Below are 19,693 nucleotides of genomic sequence, written 5' to 3'. Positions count from 1 at the left end.
CCGCTTAAGATTGATCAGTCATGACAACTCCTACCCGCCCCCGTATGACCGGAATCGGCCGTGTTCTCGTGATCGTCTACGCGATCATGGCACTCGCCGCAACGGGACGCTCGTTCGTGCAGATCGTGAGGGAGTTCGACGATGCGCCGCTGGCTTACTCCTTGTCAGCACTGGCGGCGGTGGTCTACATCGTCGCCACTTTGGCGCTCGTCTTTGCCGGCTCACGCGGCTGGTACTTGGTCGCGTGGATTGCCATCACATTCGAGATGCTCGGCGTCATCGTTGTCGGCACACTGAGTTTGGTATGGCCCGAGCTGTTCGGCCACCCCACCGTCTGGTCGTGGTTTGGGATGGGCTATGTGTTCATCCCGCTGGTTCTGCCGTTCTTCGGAATGTGGTGGCTGGTCGCACACAAACCTGCCGATCGCCCTGTATTGGCGGCGGCATGAACGTCTTTCGTGAACTGTCTGAGGTGCCGTCGAGTTTCGGCCCCTCCGTGGTGGCGATCGGAAAGTTCGACGGGGTGCACAGCGGCCACCGGGCGGTGATCGATCGAGCTCGAGTGGATGCTGCTTCGCTCGGCGCGCGAGTGGTTGCGGTCACGTTCGACCGCAACCCGCTGGCCTATCTGCGGCCAGAGCTTTGCCCGGAAGAGCTCGTCGGAGTCGATCAGAAGCTTCGCCTGTTGGCCCAGGCAGGTGTCGATGCGACGCTCATGCTGCATTTCGATGAAGACCTCGCCACTGTCGCAGCGGAGGATTTCGTTGCGCAGATCTTGGTCGAGGCGCTTGGCGCGGTGGCCGTGCTCGTCGGCAGCGACTTCAGGTTCGGCCACCTCGGCCGCGGCACGCCCGAGCTATTGCGTGCATCCGGCAAGCATCATGGTTTTGGTGTTCAGGTGATTGATGATGTGCGCGCCATCGACGCGGGTCGTCGTGTGTCATCAACTTGGATACGCGAGGCGCTCAGCGAGGGCGATGTTGAGACGGCGTCTCGACTCTTGGGCCGGCGTCACGCCGTGAGCGGCGAGGTCGTTCACGGGCAGAAGCGAGGGCGCGAGTTGGGTTTCCCCACCGCGAACCTCGCCACAGACCTCAACGGTTTCGTGCCCGCAGAGGGCGTTTATGCGGGCTGGCTCGTAGATCACGGCGCAGGCGGAACCGCTCGCAGGGTCGCTTCGGCGGACCGCAGCGTTCGATACCCGGCGGCGATCAGTATTGGCACCAACCCGACCTTCGGTGACGTCGTCGTGCGTCAAGTCGAGGCGTATGTGCTCGACGAGACGGACCTTGATCTCTACGGTCATGAGGTGTCTGTCGAGTTTGTTTCGCACATTCGCGGAATGGTCACCTTCGACGGGATTGAACCTCTGATCGCTCAGATGTCGGACGATGTCGAGCGAGTGCGCGCTCAGCTCTAGCAGACTCACGGTGATGTTCGACGCGATCAAGACGTAGACCGACGGGCCTTGCCCGCCTACGATCGAAGCGAGTGCATCGACGGCGAATCCTCATCGGTGTGCGGGGAGCATCGAGGAGGACTATGAGTGCGACAACCGCCACTGCGCGCCCGACGCGCAATATCGAATCTCTGACTGAGCGTGCGGCTGCACTGCTGGGCGGAACACCCGATGACGAAACACTGCGGCGCTACCTCAACGGCTTGTCGGGCGTCGACGCGGTAGGACTCGAGGCACGCGCTGCCGATCTCGGAACCCGCTCGATCAAGACCACCTCCAAGGTGTGGGCCCTCGACAAGATCGTCGAGTTGATCGACCTCACCACGCTCGAAGGAGCGGATACACCGGGCAAGGTCCGCTCTCTCGTCGCGAAGGCACTCAACCCTGACGCTTCGGATCAGTCCTGCCCAAGGGTTGCCGCGGTCTGTGTCTACGGTGACATGGTCCCGATAGCTATTGAAGCGCTCGGATCAGCTCACGGTGACCCTGACGACGGCGGGGTCAGCGTCGCGGCAGTAGCCACCGCCTTCCCGAGCGGACGAGCCTCGCTGGCGGTGAAACTGGCTGACACCGCTGACGCCGTGAGCAACGGCGCTGATGAGATCGACATGGTGATCGATCGAGGCGCATTCCTCTCTGGCCGCTACGGGGTAGTTTTCGAGCAGATCACGCAGGTGAAGGCCGCGTGCGTGCGCGCTGATGGTACGTCGGCCTCGCTCAAGGTCATCCTTGAAACCGGCGAGTTGCACACCTACGACAACATCAAGCGTGCTTCGTGGCTTGCAATTCTGGCAGGCGGCGACTTCATCAAAACGTCGACTGGAAAGGTGCAGCCAGCTGCGACCCTGCCGGTCACCCTGCTGATGCTCGAGGTCGTGCGCGATTGGTACCGCGCGACCGGCGAGAAGATCGGTGTGAAGCCCGCGGGCGGCATCCGAACCTCAAAAGATGCGATCAAGTACGTTGTCACCGTCGCCGAGACCGCGGGCGAGGAGTGGCTGCAGCCGCATCTGTTCCGCTTCGGCGCGTCGAGTTTGCTCAACGATGTGCTTCGTCAGCGCCAAAAGATATCGACCGGTCACTACACCGGCGCCGACTACGTGACGATCGACTGAATCGAGACACTGTGACTTTCCTCGAGTACGCTCCTGCACCCGAGTCTCGCGCCATTTTGAGCCTGCGCGACGAGTATGGACTCTTCATCGACGGGCAGTTCCGGCCCGGCACGGGGGAGAGCTTCGCGACGATCTCGCCGGCCGATGAGTCGCACATCGCCACTGTGGCAGCGGCGTCTGAGGCAGACATCGACCAGGCCGTGGCAGCAGCTCGGCGCGCGCACGATAAAGTCTGGGCCAAGATGAGCGGTCGCGACCGCGGCAAGTATCTGTTTCGAATCGCCCGACTGGTGCAAGAGCGTGCGCGCGAACTCGCCGTTGCGGAGAGCCTCGACAACGGCAAGCCGATCAAAGAGAGCCGTGATGTCGATGTGCCGCTGGTGGCGGCATGGTTCTTCTACTACGCGGGCTGGGCAGACAAGCTCGACTTCGCGGGTCTTGGGGCGAACCCGCGGTCGTTGGGTGTCGCTGCACAGGTGATCCCGTGGAACTTTCCGCTGTTGATGCTCGCGTGGAAGGTTGCCCCCGCGCTCGCCGCGGGCAATACCGTGGTGATCAAACCGGCCGAAACGACGCCCCTGACGGCACTGATCTTCGCCGAGATCCTGCAACAGGCTGACCTGCCCGCGGGCGTCGTAAACATTGTCACCGGTGCCGGATCGACCGGTGCCGCAATGGTTCGGCATCCCGACGTCAATAAGGTTGCCTTCACCGGATCCACTCCGGTCGGACGCGAGATAGCGAAGGCGGTAGCTGGCACCGACAAGAAGCTCACGCTCGAGCTCGGAGGCAAAGCAGCCAACATCATCTTCGAAGACGCCCCCATCGAGCAGGCAATTGACGGCATCGTCACGGGAATCTTCTTCAATCAGGGGCAAGTGTGCTGCGCGGGCAGTCGCTTGATCGTGCAGGAGTCGATTCATGACGAAGTCGTGGAGCGGCTGAAACGGCGGCTGTCAACCCTTCGCATGGGTGACCCATTGGACAAGAACACCGACATCGGTGCGATCAACTCGCTTGAGCAGCTCAACCGGGTGCGCGAGCTCAGCCAGATCGGTGAAGAAGAGGGCGCGCAGCGCTGGAGCGCGAACTGCGTCATCCCCGAAAAGGGATTCTGGTTCGCGCCCACGATATTCACCAATGTGCAGGCAAGCCACCGCATCGCTCGCGACGAGATCTTCGGACCCGTGCTTTCGGTGCTGACCTTCCGAACGCCAGCCGAAGCGATCGCGAAAGCCAACAACACGCCGTACGGACTCTCGGCGGGCATCTGGAGCGACAAAGGCTCGCGCATCCTGGCTGTTGCCGACAAGCTGCGTGCGGGTGTGATTTGGGCCAACACGTTCAACCGTTTTGACCCAGCGAGCCCATTCGGCGGCTACAAGGAGTCGGGCTACGGGCGCGAGGGCGGCCGGCAGGGGCTGCTCGCGTACTTGAAGGGGGCAGCATGAGCAAGCGACTGACCGTGCCGAAGACCTACAAGCTCTATATCGGCGGCAAGTTCCCCCGCAGTGAATCAGGGCGAATCTACCCGGTGACGACGGCCAAGGGTGCGTTCTTGGCGAACGCGTCGCGGGCTTCACGCAAAGACGCGAGAGATGCCGTATCTGCCGCGCAGGCAGCTGGTCGATCATGGGCAGGTGCGACACCGTACAACCGCGGTCAGGTGCTCTATCGGGTCGCCGAGATTCTCGAAGGTCGGCGGGCTCAGTTCATCGACGAGATCTCGGCGCAGACCCAAGCCTCGGCCTCGGTCGCGAGTGCAGAGGTCGACGAAGCGATCGACACGTGGGTGTGGTACGCGGGCTGGTGCGACAAGTTCGCTCAGGTCGCGGGCAATGCCAACCCCGTCGCCGGTCCGTTCTTCAACATCTCGCTGCCGGAACCGACGGGCGTTGTCGCGATCATCGCACCGCAAGAATCTGCTCTGTTGGGACTGGTATCGGCCATTGCCCCGGCGCTGGTGACGGGCAATTCGGTCGTGGCCGTGGCCTCGCAGCAGCATCCACTATCGGCGATATCTCTGTCAGAAGCGCTTGCCACAAGCGATGTGCCCGGGGGTGTGGTGAATGTGCTCACTGGTTCGCCGGCAGAGATCGCGCCGTGGTTGGCCTCGCACCCTGACGTGCACGGGCTCGATCTTGTGGGTGCGGGCGAGATCGATTGGGTCGAATTGCAGATCGCAGCGGCCGAGACGCTCACTCGAGTGCTCGGGCCAGAAAGCGCGGCAGCGGCCCCCAGCCTCCACCGCATCGCGGCGTTCACAGAGACAAAGACCGTGTGGCACACCAAGAGCCTCCTCTAAGCGGGGCGCACTAGGCCAGATCGATCCCGCTGCCCCACTTGCCTGGTTCCGCGAGTTCCCCGTAGCGAGCGTCGACACCCGATGCAGATACCGACACTGCGCACGCGAGAAGCGACAGTGTCGGGTAGCCATGCGGGCGGTTGTCGCGGATGATCGCACGGTCATCGGTGCTGTCAAGCGTGGTGGAGCTGTCCAAGATCTCCACCCACGATGTCCACCATTTCGGATCGGCACTGAGGGGTGCCGATCGAAACTGATCGAGCCACCGCGCAATGCGCGGAGTGCTCTCATCATTGATGCCGTCATGAGCGATCATGTGGGTGCCGGGCGAGAGAGCGGTCTCGGTGAGAGCTACACCGTCCCATGTGAAGACCCTGGCGATGCCATCCGCTACCGTCACGAGGTTGAACCCGTGTGTTGCCACCGGCGCCGTCGGCAACACGCCAGAAGCGGCGTCGAGCACGATGTTGCCGCGAGAGTGCAGTTCTGATTCGGGGAGCGACGCGAGGTCGGCCCTGTTCAGCAACACCGCGAATCGCGACGACGTCGCCTGCGCGGCAAGCCACGCGCCGCCTGCGCGCGCATCACGCACTCCGGCGATGCCGTGGTGAGTGTCGGGCCACCACTCACCGAGCCGGTCCCATGGGCGGTGCGGATCTTCGTCGCGAATCGCGAGCACGCGCACGGCGTCGTTCGGCTGAACGGGAACGCGAATGATGACTGTGCACACGCGTCAAGTCTCTCGTGCTTGAGCGAGGCCTGGCGTGCAATGATCGGAACGTGTTCATTGTGGTAGCAGTCACCGGAGGTATCGCCGCATACAAGAGCGTTCACCTTGTGAGACTTCTCGTGAAAGCAGGCCACGAGGTTCACGTGGTGCCGACTGATGACGCGCTGCGCTTTGTCGGCTTGCCAACGTGGCAAGGGGTGAGTCGCAATGCGGTGACAACATCAGTGCACGACGACGTCGCCAGCGTCAGGCACGTCGCACTTGGGCAGTCCGCAGACCTCGTGATCGTCGCGCCGGCGACGGCGAACAGCCTCGCGAAGATGGCTGTTGGCATCGCGGACAACCTTGTGGGCACGACGCTGCTCGCGACGCGCGCGCCAGTTGTGGTCGCGCCAGCCATGCACACCGAGATGTGGCAGCATCCGGCCACCGTGAACAACATCGAAGTTCTCCGCTCACGTGGTGTGGTCGTGGTCGGTCCAGAAACCGGCGAACTCACCGGCGGCGACAGTGGAGCGGGCCGAATGTCGGAGCCGGAGACGATCGTGGATGCTGCTCTTTCGGCGGCAGGTGCGGGGCGCGATCTCGCGGGGCTTCGAGTTCTCGTCAGCACCGGCGGCACGCGAGAACCGATCGACCCGGTGCGATTTCTCGGCAACCGCTCAAGTGGTCGTCAAGGGGTCGCGGTGGCGCTCGCCGCAGCCCAGCGAGGCGCGGCAGTCACGTTGGTCGCCGCACACACCGACGAGGGTGTGCTTGCTACGGTTTCAGGCCAGCGACACATTGCTCTTGAGCGCGTGAGTACGGCGCGTGAGCTCGAAGAGGCCATGCACACGCGTGCGGCCTTGAGCGACGTCATCGTGATGGCCGCGGCCGTAGCCGACTATCGGCCGGTGGAGGTGTCGTCGCACAAGCTGAGCAAGGAAGCCGCGGGCGACGGGGTGCGGTCTCTCGACCTCGCAGTCACCCCAGACATCTTGCGGGCGCTGGTTGCTGATCGCGCGAACGGGCAAACGATAGTCGGCTTTGCGGCCGAGACTCCGCAGAACGGAGAAACGCTCGTAGATCGGGGGCGTCGCAAAGCAGCGCGCAAGGGCGTCGACCTGCTGGCTGTGAACGAGGTGGGATGGTCGCAGGGCTTCGAAAGCGAAGCGAACGCGCTCACGATCATCGATCGCGCTGGTGCGGTGGTGAACGATGTCAGCGGCACGAAACGACAAGTGGCCGATGCCCTTTGGGACGCGATTGTGGTCACGCGCAGCCGGTGAACCCGCGGTGTGTGTGAACCGTAGACCGAGCATTGCGAGGCGGACCGCCTGACGCTCGAGTGATCGCCGTGGGTTGTTTTGCCGAGTTTCCGCTAGACTGAGCGTCGAAGCTATACCCGGCGATGTCGCTGCTCGCAGAAGTGAGTGCCCGCGGCCGTTGGTACAGGTTTCACCCTTCGCGTTCGCGACGGCGACCGTGTCGCCCGCGGAACAGACAGCACAACCGGCTCTGGCCGGTCCTCGCCGGACTTTCCGGCACTCACGCTCAGGAGGAGCATGCCGACCACGGCGTCCGCCCAGTCGTCCGCACAGCGACGCAGAAGGCCTTCATCGTCTCGTCGAGACGACGAAGCCCCGATCATCCCGATTCTCGCCCGCAAGGTGCGCGAGGTCGAAGCGAAGTCGCAGCGCGGCAAGCTCGGCCCCACGAACCGCGTGAAGTTCCAGGTGATTGCCTTCCTGGTGCGCGAAGAGCGCGCCAGAGTCAAAGCCGACGCAGACATCGCTGAAGGGTCGCGCGCTGAGCTGCTCAAGCGCCTCGACGGCGTTGCAACGATTCTCGCGAAGACCGCAGCCCGCGACACTTCGCTTATTCAGCTGTTGGAAGCAGACCAGGCCACGTCTCCGGTGGCCCGGCGCATGCGACGAGACTGGTTGATCGAATCCGGCGCCGAGTTGGCTCCCGATGAGCTCATCATCACTGATGCCAAGCCTCAATCAGCGCCCGTCGTTCCCGCCGCGCTTGCCGAGCGCCAGGTGATTCCGCCGCAGGTTGAGTCGCGCCAGATGGCGAACCCATTCCTCGCGCCAGATCTCAGCGCTCCGGCGTCGAAAGAGACGCCACGCCGTCGCCTCGACGGATGGGAGCTGATGGGTCCGCTCTACAAAGCATTTGAGATGGGCGCTGGCGGCACCAGCGCGTCGATGGATCTGCCCCCGGTGCCCGAATACGACCGTCTCTCGCCCAAGGGGCTTGAGGTCATGGTGCATCAGTCTCGATTCCTCGAGTCGGTGCGTGGCGGACACCGCACGTTCTTGCTCGCCGACGAGCCAGGTCTGGGAAAAACCGCGGAATCTGTGCTGGCAGCATCGGTGGCTGAGGCCTACCCGCTGCTGGTGGTCGTGCCGAACGTCGTCAAGATGAACTGGGCCCGCGAGGTCGAGCGTTGGACGCCGAACCGGCGGGCGACGGTCATTCAGGGCGACGGCGAAGATGTCGACGCCTTCGCCGACGTGTTCATCGTGAACTACGAGATTCTTGATCGGCACCTCGCGTGGCTGTCGTCGCTCGGGCTCAAAGGGATGGTTGTTGACGAGGCGCACTTCATCAAGAACCTCACATCTCAGCGCTCGAAGAACGTGTTGGCTCTGGCAGGTCGCATTCGCGAGCAGGTGCGCAATCCATTGCTGTTGGCGCTGACAGGCACGCCGCTGATCAACGACGTCGAGGACTTCGACGCAATCTGGCGCTTCCTCGGCTGGACTACGGGCGAAAAGCCCGGTTCGACGCTGATGGCGAAGCTCGATGAAACGGGGCTGACCCCGGCCGACAAAGCCTTCTATCCCGAAGCGCGCGACGCAGTCATCTCGATGGGGATCGTGCGCCGCAAGAAGAAGGACGTTGCCGCTGATCTGCCCGACAAGCTGATTGCCGATCTTCCCGTCGAACTCGATGATGACTTCGGTCGCTCAATCCGACAGGCTGAGCGCGAGCTCGGCGAGCGATTGGCAGCGCGCTACCGGCGCATCATCGAGGCTCGCGGCGACCGCGGTCTCGACGCCAACGAGATCGATACCGACATCGTGCGCCTCGTCGCTCAGAACGAGCTCGAGGAATCGAAGGCTGCCGGAACCGGGTCAGAGAACGTCTTCACGATGGTGCGCAAGATCGGCCAGGCGAAGGCGACCCTCGCCGCCGACTACACCGCGCAGCTGCAGCGTTCCGTGGGCAAGGTTGTCTTCTTCGCCAAGCACATCGATGTGATGGATGCTGCTGAGCAGCACTTTGCTGCCGCCGGAATCTCCTCGGTGTCGATTCGTGGTGACCAGAGCACCGCTGCGCGTCAGCAGGCGATCGATTCCTTCAACAACGATCCCGACGTGGGAATCGCGGTGTGCTCACTCACCGCCGCCGGCGTGGGACTGAACATGCAGGCAGCATCCAACGTCGTATTGGCGGAGCTTTCGTGGACAGCCGCCGAGCAGACGCAGGCCATCGACCGCGTGCACCGTATCGGGCAGGACGAACCGGTCACGGCGTGGCGCATCATCGCCGCACACACGATCGATACCAAGATCGCTGAGCTGATCGACTCGAAACAGGGGCTTGCTGCTCGTGCGCTCGATGGCGAAGCGGTCGACCCGCAGTCGAGCGACTCCGTGCAGCTTTCTGCACTCATGCACCTGGTTCGCCAGGCGCTGGGCGGCGAATAGTCCAAATGGGTGGGGCTGCGTGACCGACGCACGTCGTGTAGCCACAACTGGCGGTGAGCGCTAATGTCGGTGGAGGCAGCGTCGCCGACTCTACCCCCGACACTAGCGAGGACCACAGCATGAAGATCGGCATCCTGACCAGCGGAGGCGACTGCCCCGGACTCAATGCGGTTATTCGCGGCGTGGTGCTGAAAGCCACGACCGCCTACGATATCGAGTTCATCGGGATTCGCGATGGGTGGCGCGGTGTCGTTGACGGTGATTTCTTTCCCCTCACGCGTCACGATGTGAAGGGCCTGTCGAAGGTCGGCGGCACGATCCTCGGCACAAGCCGTACAAACCCCTACGAGGGACCTCGCGGTGGCGCTGAGAACATCGCCAAGACCCTCTACGGCCACCGCATCGATGGCATCATCGCCATCGGCGGCGAGGGCACCCTCGCCGCTGCCAATCGGCTCGCAAACGACGGCATCAACGTTCTTGGTGTTCCCAAGACGATCGACAACGATCTGCGCGCCACCGACTACTCATTCGGTTTCGACACCGCCGTGAACATCGCCACCGATGCCATGGATCGTCTGCGGACCACAGGCGACTCGCACCAGCGATGCATGGTTGCCGAGGTCATGGGGCGCCACGTCGGCTGGATCGCGCTCCACGCGGGAATGGCGGCCGGCGCGCACGCTATCTGCATCCCCGAGGTGCCCATGTCGATCGACGAGGTCGCCGACCTCGTGACGAGTGCCCACGACCGCGGCCGCGCCCCGCTTGTCGTGGTATCTGAGGGTTTCACCCTCACCGGCATGGACGAAGCCTTCAGCGATAAGGGGCTCGACGCCTTCAACCGCCCACGTCTTGGCGGAATCAGTGAAGTGCTGGCTCCCGAGATCGAGCGCATCACGGGAATCGAGACGCGTGCGACGGTCTTGGGCCACATTCAACGCGGCGGCTCACCCTCCGGGTTTGATCGCGTTCTTGCAACGCGTCTGGGACTGCACACGGCCGACGCCATCATGGACGGCGCGTGGGGGCAGATGGTCGCGATGCGCGGCACCGATATCGTTCGTGTACCGTTCGCCGAAGCTCTCGGCGAGTTGAACACCGTGCCGCGCTACCGCTACGACGAAGCTGCAGCACTGTTCGGATAGCTGATCGGCTGGGTCGCCGAGCCGTGGCGCTCACGGCCAGTGACCGTGAGCGCCCGCCCATCAACGGTCAGCGACTCCGAGTACGTCCAGCAACCACGCGAGTTCGAAAGCTCGTTCCTGCCAAGCGTTGTAACGACCGCTGACGCCACCGTGACCGGCAACCATCTCGCATTTGAGCATTGCGTCTGCGCCGACCTCGCGTAGGCGTGCAACCCACTTCGCCGGTTCGACGTACATCACGCGAGTGTCATTGAGCGAGGTCACCGCAAGAATTCGCGGGTAGTGCACTCCAGGCCGCACATTCTCATACGGTGAGTACGACTTCATGTACTCGTACACGTCGGAATTGTGCAGCGGGTCGCCCCACTCATCCCACTCGATGACGGTGAGCGGTAGCGTCGGATCGAGGATTGTGGTCAGCGCGTCGACAAACGGAACGTCAGCGAGCACGCCCGCAAACAGCTCGGGCGCCAGGTTGGCGACGGCGCCCATCAGCAGGCCACCCGCGGATCCGCCTTCGGCGACGAGCCGGTCTGCGCTGGTGTAGCCCTGGTCGATGAGGTGTCGTGCGCAGTCGACAAAGTCAGTGAACGTGTTGCGTTTAGCAAGCAACTTGCCGTCTTCATACCATTGGCGCCCCATTTCGCCGCCGCCGCGCACGTGAGCGACCGCGAAGATAACCCCTCTGTCGAGCTCCGATAGCCGCGCGATCGAGAACCCCGGGTCGATCGAGTGCTCATAGGAGCCGTAGCCGTAGAGATGAAGCGGTCGCGGCTCCGATCCCGCTTCGCCGAACGCTCGCTTCCATACCAGCGAGAGTGGAATCTGTGTTCCGTCCGCGGCCGGTGCCCACACACGTGCTTGGGCGTAGTCTTCTGGGTCGTAGCCGCCAAGCACAGGCTCACGCTTGCGCAGATAAAGCTCTCGCGATGCGATGTCCAGGTCGTACACGGTGCCCGGGGTGACGAACGAGCCATAGCCGAGGCGCAAGAGTGGGGGAGCCCACTCTGGGTTTCCGCCGCCGCCGACGGCATAGAGAGGCTCATCAAATTCAAGTTCGTCGACCGCGTTGGTCTCGTAGTTCAAAAGACCCATGCGTGCCAGGCCATCGCGCCGATAGCCGACGACACCCCAGTCGCGGAAGGTCGAGATTCCTAGAAGTCGCTGACCCGGCTTATGGGCGATCACGCGGGTACGAGAACCAGCAGGATCGGCTGCTGAAACCTGAACCAGCTCGAAGTCGAGTGCATCTTCGTTGTGGAGGATGTAGAGCACGTCTTCGCCATCGATGACGGCGTGCTCCGACTCATACTCAATGCCTTCTCGCCGTGGCCACACGACCTGAGGCTCCGAGCGCAGGTCGTTGGCATCGATGAGCCACTCCTCAGAGCTAATCGACGAGCCCAGGCCGATAACCAGATAACGGTCGCTTCGAGTGAAGCCCGCGCCGACCCAGTAGCGTTCGTCTGGTTCGTGAAACAGGGTGACATCGTCTTCTACCGGAGTGCCGAGTTCGTGCAACAGCACGGTGTCGGGCCGCCACGCGTCGTCCACCGTCGAGTACACGATGAACCGGCCGTCAGGCGAGAACCCGGCTCCCGCACTGGTGCCTGCGATCTGGTCGGGCAGCTGTGCTCCAGTGATGAGGTTGCGCACCTGAATGGTATAGCGCTCATCACCGGCGAGGTCGACGCCGAACAACATCAGTGTGCCGTCGTTTGACACCTCAAAGCTGCCGAGAGAGAAGAAGTCATGGCCTTCTGCCTCCTTGTTTCCGTCGAGCAAGATCTGCTCGCCATCTATGACGGTGTCTGGTGACAGCTCCGGCGGTGTCCAGTCGTCAGGGGAGGCGAGCGGTGCGCGACACTGAATGCCGTATTGCGATCCCTCGACGGTACGACCGTAATACCACCATTGGCCACGCCGGGTGGGTACTGACAAGTCAGTTTCAAGGGTGCGTTTTTTGATCTCATCGAAGATCGTGCCACGAAGACCTTCAAGATGCTCGCTGCGTTTTTGGGTGTACGCATTCTCGGCCTCAAGGTGTGAGATCACCTCTGCGTCATCTTTGGCTCGAAGCCACTCGTAGCGGTCTTCGACCGTGTCGCCGTGATGGCTTCGAGTGGTTGGCCGCGGAAGCGCAACGGGCGGATTGGGCACAGTGGTGTTGTTGTCAGCGGTCACGTCTCCACGCTAGCCGAGCGTCGTCGTGCAGCGGCATGAAACTGGGGTCCTGTTCTGAGTTGACCGCGAGCCCTGGCGGTGTCAGGATTCTTGATGGCCGGTTGCCGGTTGCTTAACTCTCGGTGAACTCTTCGTTCGCGCGCCGATCCCGTCGGCACCATTTCATCTCACTTATGGAAAGCGGCCGGTGGAATTCGCAACCCTCATCATTGTGCTGGTCATCGTGCTTGCGCTGTTCTTCGACTTCACGAACGGCTTTCATGACACCGCGAACGCAATGGCTACGCCCATTGCGACGGGCGCTCTAAAGCCGAAGACGGCGGTGCTTATCGCCGCTGTCCTCAACCTGGTGGGTGCGTTTCTGTCCACAGAGGTGGCGAAGACGATCTCCGGTGGAATCATTCACGAGGATCAGATCTCAGCAGCGATATTTCCAGCGATCATATTCGCGGGTCTGATCGGTGCAATCACCTGGAACATGCTGACCTGGCTCCTTGGCCTCCCGTCCTCGAGTTCTCATGCCCTATTCGGTGGGCTTATTGGAGCGACGATAGTCGGGGCAAGCGCGCAGGCGATCGACTTCGGCGTTGTCATGAGCAAGGTGATCTTGCCAGCCGTGATCGCACCTCTGACAGCGGGACTCATCGCTTTCAGCGTCACCAAGCTCGCCTACGCAATGACACGCCGGTATGACAGCAAACCGGATGGGCGCTCTGGCTTTCGCGTCGGCCAAATCTTCACCTCGTCGCTCGTCGCGTTGGCGCACGGTACCAACGACGCGCAGAAGACGATGGGAATCATCACTCTCGCGCTCATCACCGTCGGCTGGCAGACGAGCGCGGAGCCTCAGACGTGGGTGATCTTCGCGTGTGGTGTGACGATCGCACTAGGCACGTATATGGGTGGCTGGCGCATCATTCGTACCCTCGGTAAGGGACTCACCGACGTCAAGCCCGCTCAAGGGTTCGCAGCGGAGAGCGCCACGGCCTCGACCATTCTCGCGTCCAGCGCGCTTGGGTTCGCGCTCTCAACAACACAGGTGGCCTCAGGTTCGGTAATCGGTTCTGGACTTGGCCGACGGGGTGCTCAAGTGCGTTGGGGGACGGCCGGGCGGATCATGGTCGGTTGGCTGTTCACGCTACCCGCAGCTGGCGCGGTGGGCGGGCTGGCAGCATTCGCTGTGAACTTGTGGGGGGTGTGGGGCATCGTGATCGACGCGATCCTGGCGGTTGTGGTGGTCGCCGGTCTCTTCTTGCGCTCACGTCGCGATGCGGTCACTTACAGCAACGCAATGAGCGAGGTCGCTGATTCGGGTGCTGCCGTCAAGGTCAAGAAGTCCAAAAAGGGAGCAAGCTCGTGACTATCGACTGGGTTGCCTTCCTTCAAGTTTTCGTCGCTGCGATGATCGCATCCTTGGTGCTGGTCGGCTTCTACTCCCTGGGGCTCAGGCTCCTCGTACGCGCGGGGCGCTCGCCGGTCGTGGCGCCTGCGGAGTTCACCGACGCGATCACGATCATCAGCCAGAAAGAAGCGCAGCGCGCAGAGAAAGCTGCTGCAAAAGCGGCCAAGAAGAGTCCGCTCACTGAAGCGCAGAAGCGGGTCGCGCTGGTAGCCGCGTACGCCTGCTTCGTCGTGTGCGCGGGAGCTGTCGTGTTCGGACTGCTTCTTATTCTCTTCAACCACTGAGCATCGTCGGGCCTTCGTCGTAGGCTGAAGCTGTCATGGATGCTGAAGCAACTCGATTCGGTCAATACTCGCCCGCGGTGAGAACGCTGTTGCATTTGAGCGACACGCATCTGCTGGCAGGAAACCCATTGCTGGGAGACCGGTACGACACGATGGCGAATCTCGCGAGAACGCTCGAACGTGTCGAAGAGATGCGGCTTTCGCCCGACGCCATTGTCTTCACGGGAGATCTCGCTGACCGCGGCGAACCCGAGGCCTACCGCACTCTGCGAGAGATGGTCGAGCCGGTGGCTGAGCGAATGTCGGCACCGATCGTGTGGGTGGCAGGCAATCACGATGAGCGTTCCGTGCTTCGTCGCGAGCTACTGGGCGCTGAGCCGACCCAGGCGCCCGTCGTGTCTGTGCACGACGTGGCTGGGCTGCGTGTGATTGCGCTCGACACAACGGTGCCCGGGTGGCATCACGGCGACTTCGATGACCATCAACTGCAGTGGCTGAGCGACGTGCTCTCGACTCCCGCGCGACTGGGCACTGTGCTGGCGATGCATCATCCTCCGTTGCCTTCGCACATCCCGTTCTTCGACATTCTCGAGCTTCGCGAGCAGAAGCGGCTTGCTGAGGTGGTCGAGGGAACAGACGTCCGCGCGATTCTCGCCGGCCACCTGCACTACTCGACCAGCGGCACCTTCGCCGGGATTCCGGTGAGCGTCGCGTCGGCAACCTGCTACACGATGAACCTCGCGCGCCCCGCGACTTCGGTCAACGGCATGGACGCAGGTCAGTCGTTTCACCTGGTGCATGTATACGACGAGACGATCACGCACTCGGTCGTGCCGGTGGTCGACGCCTCGACCGCTGACTTCTTTTCTGCGGATTGGGTGCGTGAAATGAGCGCGCTCACCCCACAACAGCGGCTTGAGGCCTTTTCGCGCAAGCGCCAGTAGCAAGTCCGCGATGTATAGAACGCAGCGCCCGCTGGCCGCGATGTACACGGCCGACGGGAGCCGCACGAAGGTAGGCTCGGCACAACATCACCCGCCGAATGAAACTCACGAGGATTCAGCATCATGGCAATGGACGCAACGACGCGTACCCGTACCGAAACCGACTCTCTTGGCTCCGTCGAGATCCCTGAGGACGCGTATTGGGGGGTGCACACAGCTCGCGCGCTTGAGAACTTTCCTATCTCGATGCGACCGATCTCGGTGTACAAAGATCTTGTCGCCGCGCTCGCGATGGTGAAGCAAGCCTCCGCCAGGGCGAACCGTGAGATCGGCGTGCTCAGTCCATCGAAGGCCGATCTCATCGATCGTGCCGCGCAGCTCGTCATCGACGGCCAGTTTCACGATCAGTTCGTCGTAGGGGTCGTTCAGGGCGGCGCCGGTACGTCAACCAACATGAACGCGAACGAGGTGATCACCAATATCGCGCTTGAGCTTGCGGGTCGTGAGAAGGGCGACTATGCCTATCTGTCACCTATCGATGACACCAACCGCAGCCAGTCGACCAACGATGTCTACCCGACGGCGATCAAGCTCGGTCTCAGCCTTGATCTGCTGACTCTGCTCGAAGAGCTCGACCTTCTGCGTGGCGCCTTTCTGGCTAAGGCCGTGGAGTTTCACGACGTGCTGAAGGTCGGGCGCACCCAGTTGCAGGACGCCGTGCCGATGACCCTGGGGCAGGAGTTCCACGGTTTCGCGACAACCCTGGGCGAGGACTATCACCGGCTCAGAGAGAACGCGTACCTGCTTTACGAGATCAACATGGGCGCGACGGCAATCGGCACCGGCATCACTACGCATCGAGACTACGGCGAAGCCGTGCTCCGTCATCTGCGCGAGATCTCGGGCCTCGACCTCGAGACAGCCACCGACCTCGTCGAGTCGACGAGCGATACCGGCGCATTCATGTCGTTCTCTTCGACACTCAAGCGAAATGCCATCAAGCTGTCCAAGATCTGCAACGACCTGCGACTGCTCTCGTCTGGTCCGCAGGCAGGCTTTGGCGAAATCAACCTGCCCGCCCGCCAAGCGGGCTCCAGCATCATGCCTGGAAAGGTCAATCCTGTGATCCCCGAGGTGGTCAATCAGGTTGCCTTCTCGGTCGCTGGAGCAGATCTTACGGTGACGATGGCGGTCGAAAGCGGTCAGTTGCAGCTGAACGCCTTTGAACCGATCATCGCCCACTCCATATTCCAATCGATCACGTGGATGCGTCGCGCTATGCGCACTCTTCGCGTGAACTGCGTCGACGGCATCTCGGCGAATCGCGAGCGACTGGGCGCGATGGTAGGGGCTTCGGTGGGCGTGGTTACCGCGCTGACGCCGTTCATCGGCTACGCCGCATCGGCGGCGCTCGCGAAGACTGCGCTTCTGACCGGCCGTAATGTTGGCGACCTGGTCGTCGAGGCGGGTCTGATGACTCGTGACGCGGTCGACAAGCAACTTTCACCGGCACGTCTATCTGGACTCGAAACGGCGACCGCGGCGATACCGGTCATGTTTGTGGATGAAACAGGCTTCGCCACCGTTCCTGAGGGGCGCACTGGCGCGCAGGCCTGATCGAGGCAGTGTTCTTTGCGCAGAACCGACTGAGACCGATACCGTCGTGTCGTAGTCCGTTGAAAGGAATGCCATGACCGATCCGCAGAGCCCTGATTCGACGCCTCGTCCAGCTGAGGGAGAGGCATCGGTTCCGCCAGCGCCTGCCCCGCCGGCATATGTGCAGCCGCCACCGGCCTACAACCCGGGTTCGGTTCCGCCCTACGGCGCGCAGCCAGGTTCTGGCCAGCCCTATGCGGCTGCGCCGCCGGCTGCATACGGACCCGCCGCAGGCGGTGCCGTTCCCGGAAAGACACTCGGCATCGTCGCCTTCGTGCTGTCGCTGCTGCTCTTCCAGCTGATTGCCTTGATTCTTGGAATCGTGGCACTCGTGCAGAGTAAGAAAGCCGGCGCGAAGAACGGGTTCGCGCTCGCGGCGATCATCATCAGCTCTGTGACGATGGTGCTCGGGTTGATCTTCTTGGCGATCTTCCTGGCGGTCGTGCTGCCGACGCTTGCCATGGGAGCAGAGGAGTTGTATTCATTCTGCTTGGCGAACGGCCCAGGTGTTTACGAGACGAACGGCATCGAGATCGACTGCGGCGAGATCCTCGATCAGTAGCCGATCACTCGTGACAACGGCTGCCCGCACTGCGCGGGCAGCCGTTGTGCGGTTAATCCGTGACCCGACAGTGTGTGGTCAGCGACCCGATGCCGTCGACACCGACCGTCACCGTAGAACGGTCGCGGATGAAGACTTGCGGATCGCGCGAGTAGCCTGCGCCACCCGGACTTCCCGTCGAGATCAAAGTGCCTGGAAGCAACGTCGCCGATTCTGACAGGCTTGAGACGAGGGTCGCGACCGAGCGAACCATCTGCGCGGTTGATCCGTCTTGCATCGTCTTGCCATCCAGAACCGTCCAGATGTGCAGATCTTGCGGGTCGGGAACTTCATCGGCTGTGACGACAAAGGGCCCTGTCGGCGTGAACCCGTCGAATGACTTGCACCGAGACCACTGAGCTTCGGAGTACTGGATGTTGCGCGCGGTGATGTCGTTGACCACCGTGTAACCCCACACGTGCGATAGCGCTTCTTGAGCTGAGACGTTCTTCGCGGGGCGCCCGATGATGACCCCGAGTTCGGCTTCGTAGTCCACCGCCTCGCTGAGTGAGCGTGGCCAGGTCGTGGTCGCGTCGTGGCCGGCCAGCGAATTGGGCCAGAGTACGAAAACCGTCGGCGTCGCATCGGTTTTGAGGCCAAGCTCGCTCGAGTGTGCGGCGTAGTTCAATCCGATAGCCAGAATGACCGGGGGAGTAAGGACGGCCGAGGCGAACTCGACGCCGTCCAGGCTGAAGCGATCGGAATGGGATGACGCAGCACTTCCCACGCGCTCGAGCAACTCATCGCCACCAGCGATCAGCTCTTCGAGCACACGTGGTGCCCCGTCGAAGAGCTCGTGCACGAAGATGCCTTCGCTCCCAAGCACCAGAACGAGCTGGGGGGCCGCCGCGGGGGTGGGGACGACGTGGGCGAAGCGCATGATTCAAATCTACCCGGGGGCGAAGCCAGCGAGGTTGCATGTGTCACGCGCATAGGCTGAAGGCTATGACGAGTGATCTGGGTGGCGAACGTTCGCGCCCGTCTTTGACACCGCCCGATTATCCTTCTGCGCTGGCTGGCCCGGGTCCTGGCCACCCCGCCCACATCCCGCGCCCAGAACACGCGCCGCTCGAAGTGCCGGTTGCCCCGCGTGCAGGCCGCACCGCTCCGCTGTGGATCATCGGTGTGCTGGTGCTGATTTCTGTCGCGCTCGTTGGCTACTTTCTGACCAACCTCGGCGCGGTCTCATCGATCATCGGCATGGTGCTTGCGCTGATCCCGCTGGTGGTTGTGCTCTTTGCTGTGCGGATCATCGACAAATGGGAGCCTGAACCGTTAGGGCTGTTGATCCTGGCCGTCGCGTGGGGTGCGATCGCGGCCGTGGGCATGGCGCTGGCAGCCGACTTCGTGATCACCTTGCTGATCGGATACGACGGTTCTGCACTTCGCGAGGCCTTCTCGACGGTCATCCAAGCGCCTGTGGTGGAAGAGTTTGCCAAAGGGCTCGGGGTGTTCCTGATCTTCCTCACGGCTCGCCGAGCGTTCGATGGACCCGTCGACGGCATTGTCTACGGAGCGCTCGTTGGCGCCGGCTTCGCCTTCACTGAGAACATTCAGTACTTTGCGATCAGCTTCATTGAAGGTGGTGTGGTCGATACTTCGGCTACGTTCTTCATTCGCGGCATTCTCTCGCCGTTTGCTCACGTCATGTTCACGAGCATTACCGGCTTCGCCCTTGGTCTTGCCGCGAGGCGAGGCGCCGCGCTCGGGCCGGCGGCCGGAGCCTGGGTGATCGGAATGATGGGTGCCACCGCGCTGCACGCGCTGTGGAACGGTTCCGCCATGTTCGGCGATTTCTATGGCCTTTATCTCACCCTGCAGGTGCCGTTGTTCGTCATGTTCATTCTGGGAATCATCGCCCTGCGCAAAGAAGAGACACGTCTCACACGGCGCCGCCTTGGCGAATACGCCGCGGCGGGGTGGTTCACCGAGCAAGAGGTCGACATGCTCGCTACGCCTCCGGGGCGCAAGGCAGGTCTTGAATGGGCGAAGACGCTGAGAGGCGATCGCACCGCGTTGATGGAGAGGTTCATCCGGGATGCTACGGCGCTTGCAGCTGCCCGCCAGCGTGCCCTCTCTGGACGCGATCCGCACGCTGATCAAGACGAACGCGCGCTGCTGGCGAGCACTGCCGCGTCGCGTGCGGCATTGTTTGCGCTGTGAG

Annotated in this window: 17 protein-coding genes; 14 read left to right on the top strand and 3 right to left on the bottom strand. The window is 62.6% G+C overall.

Translation table 11 applies throughout. The features are described from left to right. Nucleotides 1-20 precede the first annotated feature (20 nt). The 5 genes from SJY18_RS04845 to SJY18_RS04825 all read left to right on the top strand — a co-directional run bounded on the left by SJY18_RS04845 (nt 21) and on the right by SJY18_RS04825 (nt 4,879). The gene (locus tag SJY18_RS04845) at nt 21-449 is read left to right on the top strand and encodes a hypothetical protein (RefSeq protein ID WP_396668571.1); all 429 of its coding nucleotides are present in this window, start codon (nt 21-23) and stop codon (nt 447-449) included. Beyond that, nucleotides 446-1,420, top strand: a complete 975-nt coding sequence (locus SJY18_RS04840; protein WP_337338770.1) for a bifunctional riboflavin kinase/FAD synthetase — start codon at nt 446-448, stop codon at nt 1,418-1,420. The genes SJY18_RS04845 and SJY18_RS04840 overlap by 4 nt, the downstream gene beginning before the upstream one ends. 122 nt (nt 1,421-1,542) lie before the next feature. Further along, entirely contained in the window at nt 1,543-2,574 is a 1,032-nt protein-coding gene (gene deoC, locus SJY18_RS04835; protein ID WP_396668570.1) for a deoxyribose-phosphate aldolase, read from the top strand. A gap of 11 nt (nt 2,575-2,585) precedes the next feature. Beyond that, the gene (locus tag SJY18_RS04830; protein ID WP_396668569.1) at nt 2,586-4,025 is read left to right on the top strand and encodes an aldehyde dehydrogenase family protein; all 1,440 of its coding nucleotides are present in this window, start codon (nt 2,586-2,588) and stop codon (nt 4,023-4,025) included. Beyond that, on the top strand, nt 4,022-4,879 hold the full coding sequence (locus SJY18_RS04825) for an aldehyde dehydrogenase family protein (protein ID WP_337338767.1): 858 nt from the start codon (nt 4,022-4,024) through the stop codon (nt 4,877-4,879). Before SJY18_RS04830 ends, SJY18_RS04825 begins: the two co-directional genes overlap by 4 nt. A 10-nt stretch (nt 4,880-4,889) precedes the next feature. Here SJY18_RS04825 and SJY18_RS04820 read toward each other — a convergent pair whose 3' ends face one another. Beyond that, on the bottom strand, nt 4,890-5,609 hold the full coding sequence (locus tag SJY18_RS04820) for an NRDE family protein (RefSeq protein ID WP_337338766.1): 720 nt from the start codon (nt 5,607-5,609) through the stop codon (nt 4,890-4,892). 50 nt (nt 5,610-5,659) lie between these two features. Between SJY18_RS04820 and coaBC the strand changes: the two genes are divergently transcribed. From coaBC to SJY18_RS04805, 3 genes are all read left to right on the top strand, one after another. Continuing rightward, nucleotides 5,660-6,877 carry a bifunctional phosphopantothenoylcysteine decarboxylase/phosphopantothenate--cysteine ligase CoaBC gene (gene coaBC / locus SJY18_RS04815; RefSeq protein WP_396668568.1) on the top strand — a complete coding sequence of 406 codons (1,218 nt, stop codon included), beginning with the start codon at nt 5,660-5,662 and terminating at the stop codon, nt 6,875-6,877. A gap of 276 nt (nt 6,878-7,153) precedes the next feature. Continuing rightward, entirely contained in the window at nt 7,154-9,310 is a 2,157-nt protein-coding gene (locus tag SJY18_RS04810) for a DEAD/DEAH box helicase (RefSeq protein WP_396668567.1), read from the top strand. A gap of 119 nt (nt 9,311-9,429) precedes the next feature. Further along, a complete protein-coding gene (locus SJY18_RS04805) occupies nt 9,430-10,458 on the top strand; it encodes an ATP-dependent 6-phosphofructokinase (protein ID WP_337338763.1) in 1,029 nt (342 codons plus the stop codon). 60 nt (nt 10,459-10,518) lie between these two features. Here SJY18_RS04805 and SJY18_RS04800 read toward each other — a convergent pair whose 3' ends face one another. After that, nucleotides 10,519-12,618: a S9 family peptidase gene (locus SJY18_RS04800; RefSeq protein WP_396668882.1), complete on the bottom strand. Its 2,100-nt coding sequence runs from the start codon at nt 12,616-12,618 to the stop codon at nt 10,519-10,521. Nucleotides 12,619-12,829: 211 nt separating this feature from the next. Between SJY18_RS04800 and SJY18_RS04795 the strand changes: the two genes are divergently transcribed. From SJY18_RS04795 to SJY18_RS04775, 5 genes are all read left to right on the top strand, one after another. Beyond that, nucleotides 12,830-14,002 (top strand): inorganic phosphate transporter, encoded by a 1,173-nt coding sequence (locus SJY18_RS04795; protein WP_363581048.1) that lies wholly within the window; start codon nt 12,830-12,832, stop codon nt 14,000-14,002. Between the two features lie 41 nt (nt 14,003-14,043). Continuing rightward, nucleotides 14,044-14,328: a peptidase gene (locus SJY18_RS04790; protein ID WP_396668881.1), complete on the top strand. Its 285-nt coding sequence runs from the start codon at nt 14,044-14,046 to the stop codon at nt 14,326-14,328. Nucleotides 14,329-14,363: 35 nt separating this feature from the next. Then, nucleotides 14,364-15,272: a phosphodiesterase gene (locus SJY18_RS04785; protein ID WP_396668566.1), complete on the top strand. Its 909-nt coding sequence runs from the start codon at nt 14,364-14,366 to the stop codon at nt 15,270-15,272. A gap of 123 nt (nt 15,273-15,395) precedes the next feature. Further along, nucleotides 15,396-16,889, top strand: a complete 1,494-nt coding sequence (locus SJY18_RS04780; protein WP_337338760.1) for an aspartate ammonia-lyase — start codon at nt 15,396-15,398, stop codon at nt 16,887-16,889. Between the two features lie 73 nt (nt 16,890-16,962). Continuing rightward, nucleotides 16,963-17,490, top strand: a complete 528-nt coding sequence (locus SJY18_RS04775; RefSeq protein WP_337338759.1) for a DUF4190 domain-containing protein — start codon at nt 16,963-16,965, stop codon at nt 17,488-17,490. 52 nt (nt 17,491-17,542) lie between these two features. Here the strand turns inward: SJY18_RS04775 and SJY18_RS04770 are convergent, their stop codons facing one another. Then, nucleotides 17,543-18,409 carry a fumarylacetoacetate hydrolase family protein gene (locus SJY18_RS04770; protein ID WP_337338758.1) on the bottom strand — a complete coding sequence of 289 codons (867 nt, stop codon included), beginning with the start codon at nt 18,407-18,409 and terminating at the stop codon, nt 17,543-17,545. A 65-nt stretch (nt 18,410-18,474) separates the two neighbouring features. Between SJY18_RS04770 and SJY18_RS04765 the strand changes: the two genes are divergently transcribed. Next, entirely contained in the window at nt 18,475-19,692 is a 1,218-nt protein-coding gene (locus SJY18_RS04765; protein ID WP_337338757.1) for a PrsW family intramembrane metalloprotease, read from the top strand. Nucleotide 19,693: the final 1 nt, after the last annotated feature.

The sequence above is a fragment of the Microbacterium sp. R86528 genome (assembly GCF_044596335.1).
Taxonomy (GTDB): domain Bacteria; phylum Actinomycetota; class Actinomycetes; order Actinomycetales; family Microbacteriaceae; genus Microbacterium; species Microbacterium marmarense.
Note: the sequence above shows the minus strand (reverse complement) of the source record. Positions and strands in the feature narration are given on the sequence as shown.